20 protein-coding genes and 2 pseudogenes are annotated in these 23,026 nt (G+C 54.2%); 14 read left to right on the top strand and 8 right to left on the bottom strand.

What is annotated here, in order from left to right:
* The 4 genes from AC19YX_RS30910 to nirK all read left to right on the top strand — a co-directional run bounded on the left by AC19YX_RS30910 (position 1) and on the right by nirK (position 4,389).
* On the top strand, positions 1-1,644 hold the full coding sequence (locus AC19YX_RS30910) for a DUF2300 domain-containing protein (protein WP_421548958.1): 1,644 nt from the start codon (positions 1-3) through the stop codon (positions 1,642-1,644).
* Between the two features lie 3 nt (positions 1,645-1,647).
* Positions 1,648-2,466 carry a YfaP family protein gene (locus tag AC19YX_RS30915; RefSeq protein ID WP_421548959.1) on the top strand — a complete coding sequence of 273 codons (819 nt, stop codon included), beginning with the start codon at positions 1,648-1,650 and terminating at the stop codon, positions 2,464-2,466.
* Positions 2,463-3,188 carry a hypothetical protein gene (locus AC19YX_RS30920; protein ID WP_201128196.1) on the top strand — a complete coding sequence of 242 codons (726 nt, stop codon included), beginning with the start codon at positions 2,463-2,465 and terminating at the stop codon, positions 3,186-3,188. The genes AC19YX_RS30915 and AC19YX_RS30920 overlap by 4 nt, the downstream gene beginning before the upstream one ends.
* Before the next feature lie 109 nt (positions 3,189-3,297).
* Positions 3,298-4,389: a copper-containing nitrite reductase gene (gene nirK, locus AC19YX_RS30925; RefSeq protein ID WP_500607746.1), complete on the top strand. Its 1,092-nt coding sequence runs from the start codon at positions 3,298-3,300 to the stop codon at positions 4,387-4,389.
* 111 nt (positions 4,390-4,500) lie between these two features.
* Here the strand turns inward: nirK and AC19YX_RS30930 are convergent, their stop codons facing one another.
* From AC19YX_RS30930 to AC19YX_RS30940, 3 genes and pseudogenes are all read right to left on the bottom strand, one after another.
* Positions 4,501-4,950 (bottom strand): DUF3828 domain-containing protein, encoded by a 450-nt coding sequence (locus AC19YX_RS30930; RefSeq protein WP_078471618.1) that lies wholly within the window; start codon positions 4,948-4,950, stop codon positions 4,501-4,503.
* A gap of 10 nt (positions 4,951-4,960) precedes the next feature.
* Complete coding sequence (locus tag AC19YX_RS30935) at positions 4,961-5,332, bottom strand: cytoplasmic protein (protein WP_078471619.1); 372 nt, start codon at positions 5,330-5,332, stop codon at positions 4,961-4,963.
* Between the two features lie 179 nt (positions 5,333-5,511).
* Positions 5,512-6,201, bottom strand: a pseudogene (locus AC19YX_RS30940) (GGDEF domain-containing protein); the annotation flags it as partial.
* A gap of 638 nt (positions 6,202-6,839) precedes the next feature.
* Here AC19YX_RS30940 and AC19YX_RS30945 point away from each other — a divergent pair.
* The 4 genes from AC19YX_RS30945 to AC19YX_RS30960 all read left to right on the top strand — a co-directional run bounded on the left by AC19YX_RS30945 (position 6,840) and on the right by AC19YX_RS30960 (position 13,343).
* A complete protein-coding gene (locus tag AC19YX_RS30945; protein WP_500607747.1) occupies positions 6,840-7,838 on the top strand; it encodes a glycosyltransferase family 2 protein in 999 nt (332 codons plus the stop codon).
* Positions 7,839-7,997: 159 nt separating this feature from the next.
* Complete coding sequence (locus AC19YX_RS30950) at positions 7,998-8,816, top strand: ABC transporter permease (RefSeq protein WP_078471620.1); 819 nt, start codon at positions 7,998-8,000, stop codon at positions 8,814-8,816.
* Entirely contained in the window at positions 8,806-10,122 is a 1,317-nt protein-coding gene (locus tag AC19YX_RS30955) for an ABC transporter ATP-binding protein (RefSeq protein ID WP_078471621.1), read from the top strand. Before AC19YX_RS30950 ends, AC19YX_RS30955 begins: the two co-directional genes overlap by 11 nt.
* Positions 10,122-13,343 (top strand): GT99 family glycosyltransferase N-terminal domain-containing protein, encoded by a 3,222-nt coding sequence (locus AC19YX_RS30960; protein WP_500607748.1) that lies wholly within the window; start codon positions 10,122-10,124, stop codon positions 13,341-13,343. The genes AC19YX_RS30955 and AC19YX_RS30960 overlap by 1 nt, the downstream gene beginning before the upstream one ends.
* Before the next feature lie 232 nt (positions 13,344-13,575).
* On the opposite strand, the gene AC19YX_RS30965 is transcribed toward AC19YX_RS30960, so the two are convergent.
* On the bottom strand, positions 13,576-13,980 hold the full coding sequence (locus tag AC19YX_RS30965; RefSeq protein ID WP_500607749.1) for a hypothetical protein: 405 nt from the start codon (positions 13,978-13,980) through the stop codon (positions 13,576-13,578).
* Between the two features lie 394 nt (positions 13,981-14,374).
* Here AC19YX_RS30965 and AC19YX_RS30970 point away from each other — a divergent pair, with 394 nt between their 5' ends.
* Together AC19YX_RS30970 and cynR are read left to right on the top strand one after the other, a co-directional pair.
* The gene (locus AC19YX_RS30970; protein ID WP_238596165.1) at positions 14,375-14,608 is read left to right on the top strand and encodes a hypothetical protein; all 234 of its coding nucleotides are present in this window, start codon (positions 14,375-14,377) and stop codon (positions 14,606-14,608) included.
* Positions 14,609-14,769: 161 nt separating this feature from the next.
* Complete coding sequence (cynR, locus tag AC19YX_RS30975) at positions 14,770-15,654, top strand: transcriptional regulator CynR (protein WP_078471625.1); 885 nt, start codon at positions 14,770-14,772, stop codon at positions 15,652-15,654.
* Between the two features lie 35 nt (positions 15,655-15,689).
* Here the strand turns inward: cynR and AC19YX_RS30980 are convergent, their stop codons facing one another.
* The 3 genes from AC19YX_RS30980 to cynS form a co-directional block, all read right to left on the bottom strand.
* Positions 15,690-16,352 (bottom strand): carbonic anhydrase, encoded by a 663-nt coding sequence (locus AC19YX_RS30980; RefSeq protein ID WP_078471626.1) that lies wholly within the window; start codon positions 16,350-16,352, stop codon positions 15,690-15,692.
* 36 nt (positions 16,353-16,388) lie between these two features.
* Positions 16,389-16,637, bottom strand: coding sequence for a DUF2790 domain-containing protein (locus tag AC19YX_RS30985; protein WP_078471627.1), 249 nt, complete (start codon positions 16,635-16,637; stop codon positions 16,389-16,391).
* Between the two features lie 105 nt (positions 16,638-16,742).
* Entirely contained in the window at positions 16,743-17,210 is a 468-nt protein-coding gene (gene cynS, locus AC19YX_RS30990) for a cyanase (protein ID WP_500607750.1), read from the bottom strand.
* Positions 17,211-18,149: 939 nt separating this feature from the next.
* Between cynS and AC19YX_RS30995 the strand changes: the two genes are divergently transcribed.
* Both AC19YX_RS30995 and AC19YX_RS31000 read left to right on the top strand, forming a co-directional pair.
* The gene (locus tag AC19YX_RS30995) at positions 18,150-19,877 is read left to right on the top strand and encodes an ATP-dependent nuclease (protein WP_010562353.1); all 1,728 of its coding nucleotides are present in this window, start codon (positions 18,150-18,152) and stop codon (positions 19,875-19,877) included.
* Complete coding sequence (locus tag AC19YX_RS31000) at positions 19,867-21,294, top strand: UvrD-helicase domain-containing protein (RefSeq protein WP_010562354.1); 1,428 nt, start codon at positions 19,867-19,869, stop codon at positions 21,292-21,294. Before AC19YX_RS30995 ends, AC19YX_RS31000 begins: the two co-directional genes overlap by 11 nt.
* Here AC19YX_RS31000 and AC19YX_RS31005 read toward each other — a convergent pair.
* Entirely contained in the window at positions 21,213-21,503 is a 291-nt protein-coding gene (locus AC19YX_RS31005) for a helicase-related protein (protein ID WP_258170888.1), read from the bottom strand. The genes AC19YX_RS31000 and AC19YX_RS31005 overlap by 82 nt on opposite strands.
* On the opposite strand from AC19YX_RS31005, the pseudogene AC19YX_RS31010 reads away from it, so the two are divergent.
* Positions 21,489-21,587, top strand: a pseudogene (locus AC19YX_RS31010) (AlpA family transcriptional regulator); the annotation flags it as partial. The gene AC19YX_RS31005 and the pseudogene AC19YX_RS31010 overlap by 15 nt on opposite strands.
* 337 nt (positions 21,588-21,924) lie before the next feature.
* Positions 21,925-22,872 carry a YagK/YfjJ domain-containing protein gene (locus AC19YX_RS31015; protein ID WP_010562355.1) on the top strand — a complete coding sequence of 316 codons (948 nt, stop codon included), beginning with the start codon at positions 21,925-21,927 and terminating at the stop codon, positions 22,870-22,872.
* The last annotated feature ends 154 nt before the right edge of the window (positions 22,873-23,026 follow it).

A 23,026-nucleotide genomic window follows, 5' to 3' on the forward strand; every position in this document is an offset into this window, starting at 1 on the left:
ATGACACGGCGTTTGGCCTGGCTGTGGTTGTGCTTGATCCCGGTGCTGGCAACAGCCCAGGACGAGCCGCTGCGCCTGGCCTGGAAAACCGCCCAGGGCGATGAGCTGCTGCACCTGAGTCAGGCTCAGGTGCTGGCGCGCGAGCCTTTGCCGGCCAGCCTGCAGGCCCCGTTGGGCAGCCTGTGGAAGCTGTTCGTCTATGCCTGGCTGGCGGACACCGGTGCCCAGGAGCCGGCTTATGCCTGCCAGGGCCAGTCCAAGGAGGAAGTCTATTGCTGCACCGCCGGCGGCAGCATTGGTCGCGACCAGGCGCTGGTGCGTTCCTGCGGTTTGTATTTCGAGCCCCAGCGTTTGCAGGTGCAGGCCGATACCTGGCGCAGCTACTGGCAGGCGCGCCAGGCGCCGCCGTGGTTGCTGGACCTGAACCAGTTGCAGCCGCAGACCCGGGTGCCGGTGGCCGAACTGTTGCAGATGCTGGCCGTGCTGCCGGCCCAGGACCAGGCGCGTCGGGTACTGCTCGATGTGGTGCTGCACGCGGGTGACGGCCTGGTGGTCGGTGCCCTCGGCGGGCGCTTGCGGGTCAAGACCTGGAGTTGGCTCGGCGAGCAGGACGTGCAATCGCGCCAGGGTGGTTTTGCCGGTTGGCTGGCGGATGGCACGCCGCTTTGGGTCGGGGGCCGTGGCACCAGCCAGCGGGTGCTGAAGGACTATGCCGAGGCCCTGGCCACCGTGCTGCCGGTCAACGAGCCGCTGGATAAAGGTCGCTGCGTGGCGGTCAATCTGTTTTCCCGCTACCCGATACAACGGCTCAGCCAGAACGGCCAGGCAATCAAGACCGGAGCCTTGCAGGGCGATTACCGGGTCGAGTTCGTCAACGGCAATCAATTGGACATCCACAGCGGCGGCGAATTGTTCTTGCAGCAGGACGCCGGCCAACCGCGCCTGGTGGCCCGCCTGGACCGTGAGGAATACGTCGCGCGGGTGTTGCAGCGCGAAGCCAGCGCGCAACCGGTCGAGGCGGCCAAGGCCCTGGCGGTGGCGATCCGCACCTACCTGCTGCAAAACGCCGGACGTAGCGGCGAGTGCCTGAGCATCGACGACAGCAGCGACCGCCAACGCGTGGCGCCGCGTCCGGCCACTCGCGAGGCGCGGGCCGTTGCGGCCTGGACCAGCGACCTGATCCTGGCCGGGACCCAGGTTACCTACCATTCGGATCAGACCGGCGAAGACAAACTGTCCTGGCAACAGGCGGTGCAGCAGGCCCGGTCCGGCCAGCGCTACGACGCCATCCTGCTGCATGCCTACCCCAGGGCCAGCTTGAGCCGCTGGGACAACCCGGTGGCCTCCTGCGAACCCTTGCCGGCGGCCCAGGACTGGCTGCAAAACCAGCGCCGCCGTTGGCGCCAGCCCCTGGATCGGGAGATTGGCTACAACGAAGTCAACCATTTTGCGGTGTGCCGCCTGGCCTTTGGCCGGCCGTATGTCGATCGCGAGCGCCAGCGCATTTACGTGCGCGGCGTGCTGTCGCTCCAGGACCGCCTGGACCTGACCCATGAATACCTGCACCTGGCCTTTGAAGCTCATCCCAATGGCCAGGATGAAACCTACATCGAAGGGCTTGCCCGCCACCTTTTACTGGAATAGGCCATGAAACTTCCTTATCCCCCGGTCATTCTGCTGCTCTGTGGGCTGTTCACCCTGGCGCCGGCCCTGGCCGACAGCAGCATTCACCTCGACACCCCACGCGGCGGCTGGCGCACCGGCGCGGCCGATGGCGAACTGTTCGAGCAGACCGTCAATTACCCGGCCTCATCGGTCAACACCCCGGCCGGCCAGTCCGACACCGCGCGCATCAGCGGCCAGATCAAAGGCGCGCCCAAGGCCAGCGGCGAGCCGGGCAAACTGATCGTCAACGGCGTAGCCATGCCCCTCAAACTGGATGGCGAAGGGCGCTTCGATCGGCCGTTTTCCTTTACCAACGGCAGCAACAGCGTGGAAGTGCGCAGCGCCGATGGCCAGCAACGCAAACGCGTGCAGTTTCTCAACAGTGGCGGCGGCGCCACGCCACCGAAGTTGCGGGTGCTGCTGTCCTGGGACAGCGACAACACCGACCTCGACCTGCACCTGATCACCCCAGACGGCGCTCACGTCTGGTACGGCGACCGCGTGGCGCCCAACGGTGCGGCCCTGGATGTGGACGTGACCACCGGCTACGGTCCGGAAATCTTCGCCATGCCGGCGCCGCTCAAAGGCCAGTACCTGGTGTACGTGAACTACTACGGCGGCGGTTATCGCAGCACCGACGATGACGACGAAAGCCAGTCTGACGCGGTGCAGCCGCTGACCACCGCCCAGGTCACGCTGATCACCGAGGAAGGCACGCCGAATGAAAAGACCGAGTCGTTTATCGTGCCCATGCGCGCTCCGGGTGAGCTGACGCTGGTCAAGCGCTTCAGCTACCCGTGACGGCGCCGTGCAAGGCACGCGGCTGGTGCGCGGTCCTGGCCCTGATCTGTGTGCCGGCCATGGCGGCGACGGTGGAAGTGGGCAATCAGAACGGGTGGTCCGCCTCGGCTTCGGGGCCTGCGGTGGCCGTGATGCACCTGGACGGCTGCCAATTCAGCCTGCCACTGGCTGAGCAGCAGTCCCTGACCTTCGTCACTCCCCATGCCTTGTTTATTGAGGCAAAGCGCGGCGATCGGGCGCGCAACCGACCCTATCTGTGGCAGGCACAAACCAATTCCGGCTATGCCTGGAGCTTCAGGAAACCCGGTGCACGCCAGGACAAATGGTTCGGCCTGATGTGCGACAGTCCGGAGTATTTCAGCTTCCAGGGGCCGTACACGCCGGACCCGGCGCAAGAATACAACCCGGCCATCGAGTCCCTGCGCCAGGACAGTGAACACAAATGCCCGGCCACCCTCACCGGGCACGGCTGGGTCCCGAGCCCCCAGGCCGGCCCGGCCAACAGCTATGTGTTCAAGCCCCTGCAAGGGGCCAACTGGAGTGGCTTTATCTTCGGTTTTCGCAACCCGGGCCGGGACAGCTTCGGCCGTGTCAGCTTTTGCCTGGTGCACGGCGATAACGTGCTGCTGGGCGCCGCGGAAAACGATCCACAGCCCCTGGAACTGAGCCCGCGGACCTTGGCCGAGATCACCGCTATCGTGTCCTCGATCACCTTTCCCTGAATCAGTGCGTGCGCTGGCAGGGCGCCAGCGTGATTTATTGCCGCAAGACAATACGACTCGCCCGGGCTTGCTTTGCAATGAATCACCGTTCATTGGCAAGGAGATGCACATGGGGGCTTTTCAGTCGTGGTTGAAGGTGTGTGTGGTGGCCTGCGGTTGTGCCGCCACCTCGGTACTGGCCGGCGGCGCCGACGGGTTGCAACGGGTCAAGGTGGAGTTGGTGACACCGCCCCAGGTGCATCCCCATGACCAGGTGGTCAGCGGGCCGCCGAAAGTCATGCAGTTTCACATGCGTGTCGAAGAGAAAAAGATGGTCATCGACGACCAGGGCACCACGCTGCAAGCCATGACCTTCAACGGGTCCATGCCCGGTCCGACCCTGGTGGTGCATGAGGGCGACTACGTCGAGCTGACCCTGAGCAACCCGGCCACCAACACCATGCCGCACAACATCGATTTTCATGCCGCCACCGGGGCCCTGGGCGGCGCGGCGCTGACCCAGGTGCTGCCGGGCCAGGAAGTGGTCCTGCGCTTCAAGGCCGACCGCAGCGGCACCTTTGTCTACCACTGCGCACCGGCGGGGATGGTCCCCTGGCATGTGGTCTCGGGCATGAGCGGGACCCTGATGGTGCTGCCCCGTGACGGGTTGAAAGACCCAGGCGGCAAGCCCCTGCACTATGACCGTGCCTACACCATCGGTGAGTTCGACCTGTATATCCCCAAGGATAAGGACGGGCACTACAAGGACTACCCGGACCTGGCCTCAAGCTACCAGGACACCCGCGAAGTGATGCGCACCCTGACCCCGAGCCATATCGTGTTCAACGGTCGGGTCGGTGCGCTGACCGGCGCCAACGCGCTGACCGCCAAAGTCGGCGAAAGCGTGCTGTTTATCCATTCCCAGGCCAATCGCGACAGCCGTCCACACCTGATCGGCGGCCATGGTGACTGGGTCTGGACCACCGGCAAATTCGCCAATGCCCCGCAGCGCAACCTGGAGACCTGGTTCCTTCCCGGCGGTTCGGCCCTGGCCGCGCTCTACACCTTCAAGCAACCGGGCACTTACGTGTACCTCAACCACAACCTGATCGAAGCCATGGAGCTGGGTGCCCTGGCCCAGGTCAAGGTCGAGGGGCAGTGGGACGATGACCTGATGACCCAGGTAAAAGCCCCGGGGCCGATAGCACCGGTCAAACCGTAGGTTGAGTGGAGGCTGCGCGGCTGCTGCCAGCGCACATCGGCAGCGCAGGTCGGTCGCTTCGACGACCTGCGCTCAGCCGCAATCGGTGCTTCTTTTGACGGCGGCGGCCGGTCAGTCGCTCTGGTCGGCGGTGGACAGCACGTCGTCGATCTTCCAGCAGCCCTTATCCTTGATCATCTGCACATCAAGGATCTGGGTGGTGTCCGGGGTGCTGCCCAGGGTGACCTGCTCCTTGGCGCTGGAGCCCTGGATTTGCGGCTCGCTGACCTTGATCTGGGTCAGCCATTCATCCATGTAGTCCTGGGCCTTGAGGAAGTAGTCCTCTTCCAGGCCATCGGGGCTGGCCATCTGCTTCTTGATCTTAGTGATCAGCGCGTCCGAGACATACTTCTTCATCTCCGGGACGCTGTCGGTCAGCGGATCCTTGTCCTGGCTGTAGGTTTGCAGATACCAGTTGTAAAACGCCTCGGTGACCGGCTTGGGCGAACTGGCGCAGTCCGCCAGGGCCAGTGGCTGATGCAAGGCGACGGCAGCCAGCAGCGAGCAGAAAAGCATTCTCATGGATGACCCCTTATGGATGGCGATAGATTTTGTAGTCGGGTTTCTGCACCCGATAGGAATGCCCCGGGTAGAAACCATGCAACTGCTTGAAGTCTGACACCCAGAGTTTGCCGTTGAACATCGCCATATGCCCATGGGGATGGCCGGGAATGGGCTGGATGATCACCACGTCGCCTGCTTCAGGAGCCTGGCCGGCCGGCTGCTCGACAAAACCGGCGGAGGTCAGGGATGAGCCAAAGTCCTTGGCCGAGTGCTTCCTGTGCAAAATCACGCCACCGCCGCCGGCTTCGATCGCCTGGCGGGTATAGGCCGCACAGCGCCCCGTACTGCCGGCGTGAGCATGCGAGTTCAAGTGATTGATAGCGGCTTGTTTATTCCACATTCCTTGTCATCCGAGAGTCCTTGAGAGCGGGGAGTTTATGCGGGCGATGGCACTGCCGGAAATACTGGCCAAGTGCCTTTTTATAGGGCTTTGGGGCATGGGTCACAGTTCATTCAAGCGCAATCAGCAAGATCAGGCAGGTCGCGCTCTCAGGGGGATGGGCGCAACGGTCACCTGACTCAGCCTGATTGGGCCTCCGCTACCCCCCGCGGCACCGCCTGCACCCGATTGCGACCCTGCCCCTTGGCACCATACAACGCCTGATCCGCCTGCGAGAGCAGGCGTGGCAGCTCGTACCCGGCCTCCTCACTGGTCACCACGCCGATGCTGACGCTGAGCAAGCCAGGTTCGAGCATTGTCAGCTGTGCGAAGCCGTTGCGAATGCCCTCGGCCACCGAAAGTGCGCTGGCTTGATCGGTATCTGCCAGCAGACAGGCGAATTCTTCGCCGCCAATACGGGCAAACACATCCTTGGCACGCAGTTGCTGCGCCAGCACTTGGCTGAAGGCGATCAAGGCCAGGTCGCCTGTCTGGTGGCCAAAGTTGTCGTTCAGGCGCTTGAAGTGGTCCAGGTCGCACAGCAACAACGCGACCGGCACCTGACGCTGCTGACAGTCGAGCAGGGCGCGCTCGGCACCGAGCATAAACGCGCGGCGGTTGCCGATACCGGTCAGGGCATCACGCAGGGCGGCGGCCTTGAACTTGAGTTCGATCCGCTCCTTGACCATGGCCAGGGTCACGTAGGCAATGCCGATCACATACAGCATCGACTCGAACAGCATGAACGAGAAAAACGGCACCCCTTCGCCATCGCCGGTAAGCGCCTGGTCCAGTGGGAATGCCTGATCGACAACGCTGCGTACGCAATATCACATTGCCCGTAGCAACGAAGCCATAAAGAGCGCGTCAGTGGTTCTAAAAGCTACTTCTGTATTAAATAAGGCCTCATAAGAACTTTAACCCTGTTTTGAATATTTTTAGAAAGTGCTACATCGATCAACAAAGAAACTACATAAAATTTGAAGCGGTTTGGTTTCGTGTGCCCTCAATGAAAACTAAAAAAGGCCACTGATGTAATGATTTGTTGGAATAAGTCGGCTTTTTTATTGAGATGTGTGCTATGTACTCGGGAGTCATAGCTTGTACGGTGTGTTCTATAGATGGGTGAGGTCGGGCTTAAGTAATAGGGGGAAGTTAAAACGTATATGTGTAAGCGCTATAGCCTTTGGTAAGCCGAAGGGTTGAAATGCTAATTATTCAAGTTTTTACTGGCTTTAGAGGGTCTATTTCAGACTTGTCTTATTTTTCGGGTGTGTATGGGGGGTATTATCAATCATCTTGAAAAGAAAATTTTGTGTGCTTTTACGAGATGCTTATGTCAGGTCGGACGTTGCTCTATTTAGCAGTTGATCCATCAGTTAGCCTTCAAAATAGTAAACGAAAGTTGATTGGCTTTAGCCATTTATGGCAAAGGATGAGGCGCGCTTTACGTTGAAGGAAACTTAATATGCAAGAGTGTTTTGCGGGCCTAAATGTGCGTATGAGCTTAGAATCACATAGTAATGAGGTGGCTTGTGCAGTTAAAGATGCGAAGGTCGCTATACTTATGTGTACATATAATGGCTCATCATTTCTGACTGATCAGATTCGATCTTTTGAAGATCAAACTTATCGTAATTGGATTCTTTATATCTCTGACGATGGTTCGAAAGATGGGACGCTGGATTTGCTGCGGGAATCTACGAAGCAGTGGCAGACAGGTTTAATTCAAACTTTTAATGGGCCTCGGCGAGGTTTTGCTGCCAACTTTCTCTTTTTGACATGTCACGCTGATATTGAGGCGGACTTTTATGCGTGGTCGGATCAGGATAACATCTGGCGAGAGGAAAAGCTCCAGAAAGCTCTTGATTGGCTCGGTAAAGTACCAAGTCATATTCCTGCGATCTATTGCGGACGAACAAAGTTGATTGGAGCGTCTGGAGACGTATGCGGTTTTTCTCCAGAGTTCGGCCTTCCTCCGCACTTCTGTAACGCATTGGTTCAGAACATTGCGGGTGGTAATACTATGGTTTTTAACCAGGCTGCACGCATTCTCCTCCAAGAGGCAGGTGATAATCTTGTTGTACCGTCTCATGATTGGTGGGCATATCAGCTTATTTCTGGAGCTGGAGGTTCAGTTTTTTATGACCCTGAACCCATGGTTTTATACCGTCAGCATGATGGAAATTTAGTGGGGAGCAACTCGAGCTTTTTCGCGCGCTTAAAAAGAATGTTTATGGTTCTAAAAGGAAGTTTTTGTGAGTGGAACGACCAAAATATCCAAGCTCTTGAAGCATTAGAGCATCGATTGACTAAAGAAAGTAAGTACACGTTGGCTTGTTTCAAGTCCGCAAGAAAGCAAAGATTCTTTTTAAGGTTTTTTATGATGCGACAAGCGAGGTTGTATCGTCAGACACTGTATGGGAATTTGGGGCTGGTTTTCGCTATTTTGCTAAATAGAGTTTAAGCAAATAACTGCTGAAGTGAGCGAGAATTGATATCTGTTCAATGTGATTTTTTGAGTGTCCAAATACGTGTGTTTCCTGATTTTGGTTGCAGGAGGATTGATACACGTTGTTGTTCGCAAGTATGCAATTAATGTTTGAACTAGTGAGGCAGTTTTCTTATGAAAGATTATTCCGCTTCTCCAGTGGAAGCTTTCAAATCTGCGTGGGGGAATCGTCGACTAATTGGTGTCTTAACAAAGAGGGAAATTCTTGGTAGGTATCAAGGTTCAATGTTTGGATTGCTTTGGTCTCTGTTCAATCCAATATTGGTCCTGGGGATTTATACCTTTGTTTTTAGCGTAGTGTTCAAGGCGCGCTGGAATGGAGGTGGCGACTCAAAGGCCGAATTTGCACTGGTTTTGTTTGCAGGGCTAATCGTTTTTAATCTGTTTTCAGAAATTGTCAGCCGGGCACCCTCGTTGGTTTTGTCAAATGCGAACTATGTGAAAAAAGTAATATTTCCGTTAGAGGTTCTTTCAATCGTTTCTTTGGGAGTTGCAGTTTTCCATTCTTTGGTCAGTCTGCTTGTTTGGATGGCATTCTATAGCATTTTTATAACTAGGCCGCCGCTTACTATATTCTTAGTCCCTCTTATACTCATGCCGATCGTGTTTATCTCGTTAGGGGCTAGCTGGTTGCTATCATCTCTTGGGGTGTTTTTCAGAGATGTATCGCAGGTTATTGGGGTCACTATCACGATGCTGCTTTTTATGTCTCCGGTTTTTTTCCCGGTATCAGCGTTGCCAGAAGGATATCAGACACTTCTTTATTTCAATCCCCTTACTCTATCTATCGAATTTATGAGAGAGGTGATGGTTCAAGGGCAGCTTCCTGACTTTGAAAAATTCGGATTTTATTTTTTTGAAAGCCTTGTTTTTTCCATGATTGGTTTTGCTTGGTTTCAAAGAACTCGCAAAGGATTTGCCGATGTCCTGTGAATTCGCGATTAAAGTAGAAAATATTAGCAAATGCTTTCACGTATATGACGCGCCGAGGGATCGACTCAAACAGTTCATACTTCCGCTTGTTCGAAGTTTTCTGCGACTAAATAAGAAAAAATATTACCGTGAGTTTTGGGCGCTGAAAGATGTTTCTTTCGAAATCCGGAAAGGCGAAATCATTGGGGTGATTGGTGGTAACGGCGCAGGTAAATCAACGCTCTTGCAAGTAATCTGCGGTACCCTCGATAGTACTTCAGGCACTACCCAGGTCAATGGCAGGGTTGCAGCGTTACTGGAGCTGGGAGCTGGTTTTAATCCGGAATTTAGTGGGCGGGAAAATATATATCTGAATGGAAGTATTCTTGGGTTGAGCAAGCAAGAAATTGATGCTCGATACAATGAAATAATTGACTTTGCTGACATCGGATCTTTTATTGAGCAGCCAGTAAAAACCTATTCGAGCGGAATGTATGTCCGTCTCGCTTTTGCAGTTCAGGCTTGTATTGAACCCGATATTTTGATTGTTGATGAGGCATTGGCAGTAGGTGATATAGGTTTTCAATATAAATGTTTCAAGCGTATTGAAAGACTGAGGGATATGGGTACCACCATTTTAATGGTTACTCATTCTACTGGTAGCATTTTGGAATATGCCAACCGCTGCCTGGTCATTGCGAATGGACAAGTGATAAAAGATACGAACGACGTTTTGTCGGCAGTGTTAACGTATGAAAAAGGCATGGTTGATTCTCAGTCGAAGCCGAATGATTTAATTTCGCGGTATAAGTTTTCAGATGACTGTTCTTTGGAACAGTTGAAAAGGTTTCAGGCGTCGGAGCTTAATATTGAGACCAGTGAGAAAAGATTTGGATCTGCACGGGCCATCATTAAAAGCATGGAGGTGTATAGGGCTGATGGTAGTAGCATATTAGAGCGGCCTATTGTTAAGTCGGGTGAGGTTTTACGTTTTTCATTTCTTATCTGGTCTTCAGAAAATATTGAAGAAGTAGTCTTGGGCTTGTCGCTCAGCAAAGCTCAAGGCGGTGATGTCTGGGGAGATAATAATCTAAGTGCAGGCACGGCGATAAAACTACGTGAAGGACAATGCCAGATTGAGTACACGGTTTGCCTTCCTCTTAGCGCCAGTGAGTATCTGGTCCACTGTGGACTTTCGTGCACATCTTTTGGAAAGCGGGAAGAGCTTGACCAGCGTAGACCTATGCAGCGCTTACGGTTTTGGACTCCTCGTGAGCAAGTAGGTGTGGTTTATTCTCCAATTACTATTAATATAATAGATTTATAATGCTGACTATATTTTTATCTCCCTTTCCGTTTCGCGGCTCGGATGCTCCTTATCTCTGGATGTTTTACAAGTATTTGCAAGAGTCCAAAGAATCCCTGCACTTTATAATGTCACCTTCTTATCTTCAAGGTGAACAGCACTTTTCGGAGGCCCAGCGCTGGGAAGTTGAAACTGCGTCTTTTGAAAGCTTGGGTTATGAGTTTCCCAGCGAAACGGTATTGGCAAGGCACCGTTTTAGCCATATCCAAGATAACATCTTTATGCAGTTGTTATCTATGTGTGGTGATAATCCTATTCTTGCCTTTAAAAGATTAGTGACAGAGCGTATACCTTTTCTCGAGGTCGAATTTAAACGGATATTATCTGCCCCTGAATTGCTAGGTTGCGAGGTAATACTATCCTGCTTGAATTGTCCTTCACTAGAAGCTGTTGCCGAGACATATAAGATTCCCGTCATTCATATTGAATTAGGTCCACTTCGACCGCCAAATTATCGCGGGACTGCCTATTTTGATTTTACTGGTGTTAACGGGAACACGGAGGCTGAAAGACGTTATCTCGACGCTGTGGACGAAATGGGTGAAGAGGAGATCACCGTTGAGGAGCTTAGAGCGTTCTTCATTTCTGCTGATTATGATTTTTCTCCTTGCTCATCTGGAACTAGCGTCGGCGTTCCTTTGCAAGTTGAAGATGATTCAAACTTAGTCGCCTTTGGCAGCAGCTACGATAATAGCTCGCTGATTGCATATTCCAATTGCTTTCGTAAAAAAGATATTCTTGTGCGGGTGCATCCAAATAGCATTTTTACTATTAATAAAGGTGGCTTCGAAATAGACGAATCACCTAATAGTCTTGAATTTATATCAGCGTGCAAAGAAATTATCACTATAAACTCCAGTGTCGGTCTGGAGGCTTTATTGTTTGAACGTAAGGTCACCCTTTTGGGGGACAGCTCTTTTGCATTTTTAACTCAAGGGAGTTCATGCGAGGGTAACGTCAAGCGTCTAGCATTTTATATGTTTTGTTATCTAATACCGTTCAATTCTGCATTTGATCCTAACTATATTCGATTTCGACTGCAGAGCCCTTCAGCGCTAGAGATACTCAAGTGGCACATGCGTGCGTATGGATATATTTTTGAAGAAAAGAGCTCTCTCATAGGTATTATGAAGCGTGGGGTAGTGTATTGTAATATGGAAAAATTGAAGCAGTTAAATAGCCGTATAACCGAGGACATCGGTAGACTTGGCGCCGAGAAGCAAGAACTTTTACAAAGGCAGCAGGAATTGCTGAAAATGAATGAAGAATTGTCTTTGTCTAATCAGCTCTTAGCCGAATCTAATCAAGATCTTGCCAGCGAAAGAGAGAACCTTACCCGTACTATTACTGAGCAGTTTGAAAGAGGTAGGTTTCTGGATGAAATTTTGGCCAGCTCTTCATGGAAGGTCACTGCACCCTTACGAAAAAGCAGGCGATTATGGTATTCGCTGATATGTGCTTTAAAAGTAAAGGCTGTAAAGGCAGGACATGCACTCAGAGTGATAAAGTCCGAGCCGCAGATTCTTTTACGTGCAATTCGCTATATTTTTAATAACGGATTTACGGCGTCCTCTAGCCGGGTAGATGATCTTCTCAATATTAAATATTCAGTGGAAACGTCTTTAAGTGGCTTTAAGCATCAAGCTGTCACTCATGTGTTAACAACAAAGCACTGTGTTTTCGTTGCTGAACTAATCAAGCGAAATATGGAAAAGGCAGGTTTTCTAACGGACATAATTTTTGAGGCACCTTTATGCGGTTTTGACTCCTCTCTTCATTTTGTCATTTGCCCACAAGTTTTCACGGTGCTACCGGGTAATTATGTGGCATTTCAAATGGAACAGTCAGTCAGCTCTCGTTGGTTTGAAGAAAGCTACATAAAACTGCTTGAAAATTCGTATGCGATCTTGGACTACTCTCTCCTAAATATTAAATTTCTTCAGGAAAAAGGCTTAAGTTTAAAGCAAATATATTATGTTCCGATCTCATATAATCCGTACGTTTCAGAATCTACTTGTCTGAGTAAGGAATATGATGTCCTTTTTTATGGCGATACAAACAACGAGCGGCGTCAAAGATACCTTGCTGCACTCCAGGGAAAATATACGGTAAAGGTCATTGATAACGTATTTGGCGAGTCTCTTTATCGGGAGATCGAAAAGGCAAAAATAGTTGTCAATATTCACTACTATGAAGACGCACTTCTCGAAACGACTCGTATTTATGAATGTCTTTCAAGGCATGCCTTGGTTGTTTCGGAGCGCAGTTCGGATATTACTGAGCATAGTAATCTTGAGGGTGTTGTAGAGTTTTCTAAGATTGGCGATATCGATGATATGGTGCGGCGAATCGATTATTGGTTGTCCAGCGAAACTCGCCGGGAAGAAAAAATTGCTAAAAATAAGCAGGCGCTGCTATTGGCTCCTGATTATTTTGAGTATTATTTCCATAGGTTTTTATTGGCCACCGATAGTATTTGTTTTGATAAGTTTTACGATATTGCTGGTCATAATGTAGAGTTTTATTCTGAGTTTGTGTGCCTTGGTCTTCCTGAGTCAACAGAGCGAAGAGCGGACTTTGAAAAAGATAACAGGGTAGGGTTTCAGTACTTTCCCGGATTGCGACATAATATGGGGTGGGTCGGGTGCGGGCTCAGCTATAAGTTTATTTTGCGCAAAGCTTATGAGCAGGCACTGAAGAAAATTACTATTTGCGAGGACGATGTTGAGTTTTGTGATGGCTGGAAAGAAAAGCTTGACCGAATTCACCAGCATCTCGAAGATCAAGGAGATAGTTGGGATATAGTCTCTGGCCTGATTGCTAACTTGCATGCTGAGACTAGTGTTAGAAAGATCGAGTCGATTGGCGGATTAGAGTTGGTTTATATCGATAAGATGACTAGTACTGTGCTTAATACCTATAGTTCAAGGGTGTTCGATAAGGTGATGAGGTGGGACGAGAATTATCGAGATCCTTATAAGAATACTATTGATCGATTTATTGAGAATCAATATGGCATCGATATTGTGACTACATCACCTTTTCTTGTCGGTCACAAAGAGGAGCTTATGTCGACGTTATGGGGGTTTCAGAACAGCCAATACACCGAGATGATTGCCACTAGTGAGTCACTGTTACGAGAAAAAGTAGATATGTTCAAATCGGAAAATATTTTGAATTGAGTGTCGTCACTTTATATCCTCGCCTGTCAGCCTAATAAAGTTTTTGATCATTGTGAGAGGGTTGACCTAGAGGCGGATTATTTCGAGATGAGAGCCTCCGATTAACTTGAAGCTTGCATGAGTGAGTTGAAAAAAATTGATTCAGATCCGGCTATAAGCCTTTGGGCTGCCGGCAGTAGTGGTTGATCCTTTTCGACTACTCGAGTGTGGGCGGTGATTCGATTTCGCCCCTTCAAGGAAATGTCCCACACAAGGCATTGCCCTGGTATCTGTGCATCAGCGGCGCCATAAACATGAAGGGGCCGCAGGCGTAGAACGTCGAGGTCATGCTCTGGCTGGTGTAAAGCAGCGGTTTTTCTACGCCATAGACGTTCTTGCCATAGGCAATTTCGCTGTAGGACTCACAGACCGGTAACTTGAGCGGGATCGGAATAATCACGACCAACAAGGTGGTGCCGCACCATTCGCGGGTCGAGGGCGATTTTTCCGAACGGGTAATCAGCGGTTTTTCGTTGTAAGAGGTGAGCTGATCGTGGGCGCTGGATTTGCTCGTGGTTTTACTGGTGGTGTCGACCCAGGCACCCACACAGCCCGTCAGGCTCAAGGCAAGGAATGCTGAAACAGAAATTTTTGTCATGACAAGCCTGGAAGAGGAAGGAGCATCAGCCCGCGGTCGTGCGTTGCGCTGAAGCGGTGGGCAATCATACGGGGCCCGTGGTGTTTTTCGAGCGACTTCGCATCTTCTTTACAGTCAGCCGTGCAATGGCTGCAGGTTGGCGCCTCTGTGGCCGGGCAAGCGCAATAGCTTGGGCGCCACAGCCGGATGTGGTGTTAAATACGCGCCCGGAAATACCCCGTGGCCAATGTCCAGTCGGCATGCTCCTGCTGTGGCGAGCTGCGTGGGGAAGGAATCTGCTCACATTCACACGGATGGAAACCCAATGCCCACACCTGCCCCACAACCTGTGTCTTCGGGCCCGTCACGCCTGCTTGTGGCCTCGTCACTGGTCGCCATTTTCGGTGTGCTGATCATGTTGCTGCGCATCGCCCAGCAAAACTACATGCTGGCCATCGGCGCGGCCTGGGTTGCCAACGGCCTGACGATGATCTTCCACGTCCTGTACTGGATGCGCTACGGCCTGTCTGGCGCTTGCAAGGCTGCGGTTATCCTGCAAATCGTGATCAGCGTGGCCCCGCTGTTTTTAGGGTCGTTCGGGATGGCCCTGGTGTTTCTCATGACCGGTGGTGAGCTGCGCTTTTGGTGAGGCGGACAATGCCGGAGTGAGCGTGCATTGGAGGGCGGCCAGCTTTTTTTGCCTTGTGCGCAGAGGCTTGGTCGCTGGGCCTGCAGTTGCGTACCCCCGATCTGGCATCCAGTGCGATATACAATGCCACGGCCGTGTTCTCCTCATAGAGGGTTATTCCGATGCTGCTACGACATCTGCGGTACTTGCTGGCGGTCGCCGACAATGGCGGCTTCACCCGCGCCGCGGAGGTGCTGCACGTTTCCCAGCCGACCCTTTCCCAACAGATCCGGCAACTGGAAGACAGCCTCGGCGTCAGCCTGTTCGACCGCACCTCGCGTACGGTCAAGCCGACCGATGCCGGCCTGGCCTACATCGCGTCCGCGCGTCGGGTACTGGTGGAGCTGGAAGCGGGCAAGCGGGCGTTGCACGACGTTAAGGACTTGTCCCGTGGCAGCTTGAGGCTGGCCATGACTCCGACCTTTATGCCGTACCTGGTGGGGCCGCTGGTCCGGGATTACATCAAGCGCTACCCGCATATCCATCTGGAGGTCTTCGAGTTATCGATGGACGACATCGAAATCGGGCTGGCAGATGATTCGCTGGATATCGCGATTGCGTTTGAGCAGGTCAGAAACACCGACATCGAATCGATCCCGGCGTTTATCGAAACCCTGGGCTTGATGGTCGGGCGCGATCACCCGCTCTACGACTGCCAGATCGCGTTGAGTGTCGAGCAGGTTGCGCAACTGGATTTCGCACTGCTGACCGCCGATTTCGCCACCCGTTTGTGCATCGACGAGTATTTCGCCACGGCGCAGATCACGCCCAAGGTGGTGATTGAGGTCAACTCGGTCAACACCCTGCTGGAAGTGATTCGCCACACCGGCGTCGCCACCATTCTTCCTGAGTCCATCGCCACCCAGGATCGTGGCCTGCACAAGCTGCTGTTGCAGGATAAGGTGCCCCAGCGTGGCGTCTCGATCCTCAGGCGTAAAAACAACTACCACAGCGTGGCGTCCGTCGCGTTTAAGGACCTGATGCTGGAAACGGCGGCGCTCAACTAGCTCGCGCCGTTATCCAAGGGTTGGCGGCCAATGCCTCACGCTGCCGCTTTGCCGATGCGGCTCTGCACGGCGCAGGTATCGGGGTGCTTGGCCAAGGGCTTGAAGCTGCGATGATCGGCGTCCAGGGCATCCACCGAACCGGTCTCGATGTCGTAGACCCAGCCATGCAAACTCAACAGGCCTTTTTCCTGAGCCAGGCGCACGCTGGGATGGGTCTGGATATTGGCCAGCTGGGCGATGACATTCTCCCGAACCATCGAACTCACCTTCGCCGCTTCGCTTGCGTGGGAGCGCGACTCGTTGATCACCTTCGCCGACTCGGCATGCTGCAACCAACCGGCGACAGCGGGCAGGTGATCCATGCATTTGCACTTGGCGACGGCCGTCATGGCACCGCAATCGGAATGGCCGCAAATCACAATATCTGTCACACCGAGCACCGCCACGGCGTACTCCACCGTCGCCGACACACCGCCCGGGTGCGGGCTGTAAGACGGCACGATGTTGCCGGCGTTGCGCACTACGAACATTTCACCGGGTTCTTGCTGGGTCAGCAGTTCCGGCACCACACGGCTGTCGGAGCAGGTGATAAACAACGTGCCGGGGTGCTGGGTGGTCGCCAGGTGCTTGAACAGGTCGGAGCGCTGAGGAAACGCTTCGCTTTGAAACTTCAGGAAACCGTCAATTAGCGCTTTCATAGAGATAGCTCGCAGTAGCAGGGGGAAGGGTGACGCTCAATTGGAGCAGCCGTTGCCGAGCACGCTGTACTCCAGGACGTGGGTCTGGCCTTGGGAGTCGCGGTACGTCATGTGCATTGGCGCCGGGCCGCACACATCTGGCACAGGCGACATGCTCAGCACTTGGGCGATGTCCAGGTGCATGCCGTAGGTGTAGGCAACCACGTCCGCAGGTGCCGCAGATGCCTGCGCATAGGCGCAGAGCGAGGTCGTCAGGGCCAAAGCGAAAAGCAGATTTTTTTGCATGATCAGTCCTCCAGTCAAAATTGGTGGTGGGAAAGAAGAGGCGTGCGTCAGGGTTTGCAGCGGGCCCGCAGCAACTGCGGGCCGGTGACAGGTCGAGGTGCGCCGTTAGAAAGGACGCAGCGGCAAGAACTTACCGTCGAGGGTGATCACGGCGCGGTGACCGCCTTCCGGGTCTGCAACTTTCTTCATGTCCAGCTTGAAGTTGATCGCGCTGATGATGCCGTCGCCGAACTGCTCATGCACCAGGGCTTTGAGGGTGGTGCCGTAGATCTGGATCATCTCGTAGAAGCGATAGATGGTCGGGTCGGTCGGCACGCCCGAGAGGCTGCCGCGCAACGGGATGACTTGCAGGCGGGCCACCGAATCGGCGTCCAGCTCGAGTTTTTCGCCGATCACCTTGGCCGCGCTTTCTGGCAATGGATGCTGGCCCAGCAGCGCCGCGGTGACATACGCCAAGCCAAGACCGGTGCCATCCGTCAGATCCTGCCAGGACAGGTTCTTACGCGCCTTGGCATCGAGGATGCCGGTGGTCAGTGCGAGGCTCATATCGTTGTAGGCGTGGGACTGTTGCATGGTGGTTCTCCTCTGGTTTGCAGGTCGGTGTTGCTGTGTGTGGAGCTATCTTCTGTCGTTTGATTGATAGCGTCCAAGACCGATATGCAATTCTTTATATAGGCATATCCTATAGTTTGGGCTCGAAGTTTTGGTCATCGGTGCAGGTGCAGGTGCAGGTGCAGAGGCGCAGGGAGGGGAGATCAGCTTGCGCTTGCGCGTGACCTTGTGGCCGATGCTTTCGATGTCGGCTTTCGCTCTGTTCAACATCAGGATGGTTATCTGGTGGCCCGGCCACCGCGATGTGCCTCTGCGCCCCCGAACGTTGGTGACTTTTTCCCTGGAGTGGCTCGCATTGCAGAACCAACTTCACGTTGCCTAAATGTCCGGAGCCGTAGGCGTTGGAGGCCATGGGATAAACGAAAGCCTCACCGCTGAAAAAACGAGGCGGCGGATGGGGTTTTGAAGGGGGATAGGTTTTTTGCAGGCATTAAAAAGCCGGCTTGTGGGCGGCTTTTTATGTTTGTTAAGTTATTAATTTGTATAGTATTTTTATTTTTTATTTTGTTTGTCCCCTCATCTGTCCCCCCATGCCTGCGACGCGTGACATTGAATGCTCAAGCTTTGGCTCGTGGTCGCAAACGGACATAGGCTTCTCTCGGTCAGATGAGCCTGGATGCAGCTTCAATGATCTCTGCCATACGCTTTAGGCAAAAATCGGCCAAGAGCACCGTTCAAGGGTAGTTGCTTAAACGGCTGCTTGGGTTTTTTCAAGTTCCAGCCCAGGATGATAGTGGTGGTCAAAAAAACAGTCACCACTTGATTGAAGTACCCTGCACCTTGATGAAGAGGCGGCATACTATCGACTATGGCTATGGCTATGGCTATGGCTATGGCTATGGCTATGGCTATGGCTCTGTCGCTAGAGCACTGACCGCCGTTAACCTTTGAGGAGTCACTGTGGCACGCATTCGCCGACTGAAAATCAGCAACTTCAGGTCTATCCAAGCGCTGGATTGGGTGCCTTCCCCCGGCATTAACTGCCTCATAGGCCCTGGCGACAGCGGAAAATCCACCATCCTCGACGCGATTGACCTCTGCCTTGGCGCTCGCCGAAGCAGCTCATTCGGCGATATGGATTTCTTCGCTCTGAACGTCGAAGTGCCCATCACCATCAGCGTGACGCTTGGCGATCTCCCTACATCGCTGATGGACATTGACCTGTACGGCGACTTCCTGCGTGGATTCAATCCCGAAACGGGAGCGGTCGAAGATGAACCGCGGGTGGGTATTGAGACTGTCATCACATTGCTTCTGCAGGTTGGTGCCGATTTGGAGCCTTCTTGGACGCTTTTCTCTGAGCGCGCGGAACTGCAGCAGCTTGAGCGCACCCTTCCCTGGAAAGAGCGAGCGGCAATAGCTCCCGCCCGCATTGGTAGCTTTGCGAGTTCGAACCTGTCATGGAGTCGTGGTTCGGTGCTCAATCGACTTACTGATGAACGAGCGGAGCTTGGTGCCGAACTAGCGCGCGCCGCCAGGCAGGCAAGAGCGAACTTTGGCAATCAAGCGGCCTCACATCTAATCCAGACGCTTGAGGTCGTGCAGCAGACAGCGCAGCATCTCGGCGTTTCGGTCGGGGCGATGCCACTGGCACTCCTTGATGCACACTCTGTGTCGATTGGCGAGGGGGCCATCGCGTTGCACAGCGAGACAGGCATTCCGCTACGCTCCCTTGGTACGGGTTCGTCACGCCTGCTAGTGGCTGGGCTTCAGAGGGCTGCGGCCAGCGCCGCGCCAATTGCTCTAGTCGATGAGGTGGAATATGGACTCGAACCTCATCGGCTAATGCGTTTCCTAGATTCTCTCGGCGCGAAGGACGCTGTAGCTCCGCTGCAGGTCTTCATGACGACGCATTCGCCGGTCGCGCTTCGCGAGCTGTCCGGCAGCCAGCTGTTCGTTGTTCGATCAGGGCCTGAACGCCACAGCGTTATGACGGCAGGGGGAGCCAATGAAGTACAGAGCACTCTTCGGACCGACCCGGAGGCGTTCCTCGCCAAATCCATCATCGTCTGCGAGGGGGCTAGTGAGGTAGGTTTCGCGCGTGGCCTTGACCAATGGTGGGTCAGCCTTGGGGCCACCTCGTTTCTGGCTCATGGAGGTGCTTACGTGAACGCTGGCGGGGGAAGTCCTGATAATAGCCTTATCCGCGGAACCGCACTTCGGAACCTAGGCTATCGCGTGTTGGTTTTTGTGGACGCCGACAAGCCGTCTACCGCAGGACTTGCGGAAGCATTCTTGGCCGCAGGTGGGCAAATTCTTACCTGGCGTCCGGGTCTTACTTTGGAGGATGAGATCTTCCGCCATCTCAGTGACCAAGCACTTGATGCCCTTCTGGCGAAAGCCGAAGCGATAGTGGGTGTCGAACTGATGAACGAGCATATTCAGACTAGGTCCCAAGGGCGCGTGACGCTGAACGACATCCAGGGTGAAAGACTCGTGGATGGCTACTCACCCGCGAAGCGAGAGCTACTGGGTACCGCATCCCGTATCCGCAACAGCGGGTGGTTCAAGTCGTTGACAACCTACCAGGAAGTCGCGAGGGACATCGTTGGCCCGTCTCTGCAGACGGCCGAAGCGGGCTTCATGGCCGTCACGAACCAGCTCTGGACGTTCACAAGTGCCCCTTGAAATCGACATCTTCGCCATCGAGCGTGGCTCAATAACAGCCCCCGCAGGTTGTGGGAAGACGCAGCTGATTGCTGACACGCTCATCGCGCATACGCAGAGCAAGCCCATCCTTGTCCTAACGCACACGAACGCTGGTGTTGCGGCTTTGCGCGCACGCCTGAGACGTGCAGGCGTTCCTAGCTCCGCGTATCGGGTCTCCACCATCGACGGGTTCTCGATGCGTCTCATCGCCAGGTTCCCGGCGCGAAGCGGCCACAACCCGCAAATCTTGGAGCTCCATCAGCCCAACGCGGACTACCCTGCAATTCGAGAGGCCGCCGGGCAGTTGTTGCACGCTGGCCACCTTGCCCAGCCTCTCCGTGCCAGCTACGCACGGTTGCTTGTCGACGAGTACCAAGACTGCAATGTCGTCCAGCATGCCATCGTGTCAGGTTTGGCCCAGGTGCTTCCGACCTGCGTGCTTGGTGACCCCATGCAAGCCATCTTCGGTTTCCGTGGCAATCGACTGGTGCATTGGGCGAACGAAGTTCAGCCCCAATTCCCGGCGGCGGGTGAACTGAGGATTCCGTGGCGCTGGCGACTGGCCGGTGCTGAAAACCTTGGGCAGTGGTTACTCGCCATCCGGCAACAACTTCAGGCTGGCCAGCCGGTGGACCTACGCACGGCTCCGGCAGAAGTACGTTGGGCTCAGCTGAACGCTGGAACCGAAGTCCAGCAGCGCCTAGTGGCCGCGAGAACTGAGGCCCCCAACGCTCAGGGCAGCGTCCTCATCATCGGGGACGCTATGAACGTGCAAGGCCGCCATCAGCTCACGAGCCAGACACCAGGGGCCATGGCCGTCGAAGCTGTCGACCTACGAGATCTAGTCAACTTCGCAAGGCAGTTCGACCTGCAAGGCGTCAATCCTCTGGCTCAGCTCGCCGAATTCGCTTCAAACGTGATGACCGGGGTTGGTGCCGCAAACCTACGAACGCGTGTCGAGTCTCTTCGTGGAGGACGGGCCCGAACGCCTCCGACCCCGGCTGAGGCCGAGGCCGTTGCATTCGTCGCGGAGCCAACGCTTGACAGAGCGCATCGTGTGCTCAATGCCCTCGCTGACCAGCCTGACTCACGCGTGTTCCGACCAGAAGTCCTGCACTGCTGTCGCTCTGCCATGCAAGCAGTGGCAGGAGGGGCATCCGACTTTCTGACTGCAGCGATTCAAGCTCGCGAACGCAATCGACATCTTGGTCGACCGATTGCACGACGTTCGGTTGGCAGCACTTTACTTCTCAAGGGCCTGGAGGCGGACGTCTCGGTGGTTCTGTATCCTGAGTTGATGACAGCCCAAAACCTTTATGTCGCCCTCACACGGGGCGCAAGGCAAGTAGTTGTGTGCTCTCCCACGGCCATACTCACGCCGGTGCGAAACGGCTGAGTTGTCTCGTGATCAGGGCGTAATTGGCAGGAGACTGGTATGCGTTGCTTAAGCTTGGTCGGGTTCCATGGATGGTCAACGTTGATTAGCACGCCCAGCGTCTGCAGGTGCAGTCCCTCACAGGCTGCATCGGTGGCGACCATTAGCCGAAGCTTACGATCTGGCACGATGCGCTTGAGGGTTTCACGGTCGATGAACGCGAGGTGCACGACTGGATACTGGCAAGAATTGAAGAGCGCGGCCTAGCAGAGAGCTCTTCAGCCCGATCTGGTCGTCTGAATGTGGCCAGCTAAAAATTAATCACTGCGCCATGACCGGCCTGTAGCTGGTCATGGCGTTTATGCCGCTTTGGGAAAGCCTGTCTTCTCAGCTAACTCCCCCAAAAGGTGGTTTGGAAAATCTCTTGGTAGGCTTGGGAATGTTGCTCCTCATCTCCCCGTCTGGCCGTGAGGAGCCATCTGAGACGGTGCTGCTTCTAGTTATATAGTTATTAACTATCGATACATAAAATTCAATAGGCAGTATGATCCAGCTACACAGCACCTACTGCTCAGACTAGCGATACGTCTTCGGTTAAAAAGTACACAGAGCACGTACCTGATATGCGAACAACCAATCAGGTACACCACCATGACCAAGCGCAACACCTACACCTACCTTTCCCAGTCCGACATCGCCATTCAGATTGAACGACTCGTCCAGGCCATCGAGCAGCATGACAGCCCAGCCTTTCGGTTCAGGCAAACCCGCACAGGTTATGAGCGAGTTGAGGAGACCAGGCTCTCCAGATACTTCACTCACATCCGGCAGATGATGGATCTGTTCGATGACCGAGTTGAATACCGCTACAGCGAGCACCTGCGAGCGTTTTGGGAAGCATGCCAGGACATTGGACTGGAGCGTCATCCTGATGGTCCTGTCTGCTTGAATGAAAGGGGTACGGCTTGGCTCGACCACCACCACAGCATGAACGTCTTGGTTGCTCGGATCCGTCAGTTGACTCGTGAGCGATGGTATCTCCGCAGGAAGGATGACCTCCGCCTCCAGGCTAAGAAGCAGGAGGGAAGCGTCACCGATTACGTTGATGCTGTGCTTGATCGTTACTCTCGCACCACAATAGTCAGGGTCAATCTGTACTACCTCTCGGAAGCGCAGGCAAGGTTACGTGTCGAGCATGTATTCGACGACCTGGATCGGCTGATTGCTGAGCGTGAGCGCAATCCGATCTTCGACCTTGAGACTGGTTACATCTGCAGTGTTGAACAGGGTGAAGACCGGGGATACCACATCCATGCGGCTTTCTTCTTCAACGGTAATGAAGTGCGCGGAGACATCTATAAAGCCAAGCAGATTGGTGAGCTGTGGGAGCGGATTACGCGGGGGCAGGGCTACTTCAATAGCTGCAATCACGACAAGGAAAAGTACGGAGACAAGTGTGGTATCGGCATGATCCTGCGGAGCGATCGAACGATTCGGCGCAATGTTCATAAAACGGTGCGTTACCTGGTCAAGGACGCTCAGCAATTACGGTTGAAGCCGCTCCGTGGCAAGTGCCTGCGCAAAGGATTGCGACGGTAGCTATCTACCTGAAATCTTTACAAGTCGCAGCCCTCGTGCTGGTTCTCAGCTCCCTGACCGGTTAAGGTTCTGCCATCAGCAACACCACCACCGCAAGGAGGCTCCGGGGCGATCATCGCCTGACAAACCTCCCTGCGTTCACCCGTTTAAAGGA

This window comes from Pseudomonas sp. MF09150, from assembly GCF_059862355.1.

What these genes read in the sequence shown, in the direction of transcription:
- AC19YX_RS30980 (WP_078471626.1), bottom strand. Translation starts at nt 16,352, where the DNA reads ATGAAAGCGCTAATTGACGGTTTCCTGAAGTTTCAAAGCGAAGCGTTT.
- AC19YX_RS30955 (WP_078471621.1), top strand. Translation starts at nt 8,806, where the DNA reads ATGTCCTGTGAATTCGCGATTAAAGTAGAAAATATTAGCAAATGCTTT.
- AC19YX_RS30960 (WP_500607748.1), top strand. Translation starts at nt 10,122, where the DNA reads ATGCTGACTATATTTTTATCTCCCTTTCCGTTTCGCGGCTCGGATGCT.
- AC19YX_RS30950 (WP_078471620.1), top strand. Translation starts at nt 7,998, where the DNA reads ATGAAAGATTATTCCGCTTCTCCAGTGGAAGCTTTCAAATCTGCGTGG.
- AC19YX_RS30935 (WP_078471619.1), bottom strand. Translation starts at nt 5,332, where the DNA reads ATGTGGAATAAACAAGCCGCTATCAATCACTTGAACTCGCATGCTCAC.
- cynS (WP_500607750.1), bottom strand. Translation starts at nt 17,210, where the DNA reads ATGCAACAGTCCCACGCCTACAACGATATGAGCCTCGCACTGACCACC.
- AC19YX_RS30985 (WP_078471627.1), bottom strand. Translation starts at nt 16,637, where the DNA reads ATGCAAAAAAATCTGCTTTTCGCTTTGGCCCTGACGACCTCGCTCTGC.
- AC19YX_RS30915 (WP_421548959.1), top strand. Translation starts at nt 1,648, where the DNA reads ATGAAACTTCCTTATCCCCCGGTCATTCTGCTGCTCTGTGGGCTGTTC.
- AC19YX_RS30965 (WP_500607749.1), bottom strand. Translation starts at nt 13,980, where the DNA reads ATGACAAAAATTTCTGTTTCAGCATTCCTTGCCTTGAGCCTGACGGGC.
- AC19YX_RS31015 (WP_010562355.1), top strand. Translation starts at nt 21,925, where the DNA reads ATGACCAAGCGCAACACCTACACCTACCTTTCCCAGTCCGACATCGCC.
- AC19YX_RS30930 (WP_078471618.1), bottom strand. Translation starts at nt 4,950, where the DNA reads ATGAGAATGCTTTTCTGCTCGCTGCTGGCTGCCGTCGCCTTGCATCAG.
- nirK (WP_500607746.1), top strand. Translation starts at nt 3,298, where the DNA reads ATGGGGGCTTTTCAGTCGTGGTTGAAGGTGTGTGTGGTGGCCTGCGGT.
- cynR (WP_078471625.1), top strand. Translation starts at nt 14,770, where the DNA reads ATGCTGCTACGACATCTGCGGTACTTGCTGGCGGTCGCCGACAATGGC.
- AC19YX_RS30910 (WP_421548958.1), top strand. Translation starts at nt 1, where the DNA reads ATGACACGGCGTTTGGCCTGGCTGTGGTTGTGCTTGATCCCGGTGCTG.
- AC19YX_RS30945 (WP_500607747.1), top strand. Translation starts at nt 6,840, where the DNA reads ATGCAAGAGTGTTTTGCGGGCCTAAATGTGCGTATGAGCTTAGAATCA.
- AC19YX_RS30970 (WP_238596165.1), top strand. Translation starts at nt 14,375, where the DNA reads ATGTTGCTGCGCATCGCCCAGCAAAACTACATGCTGGCCATCGGCGCG.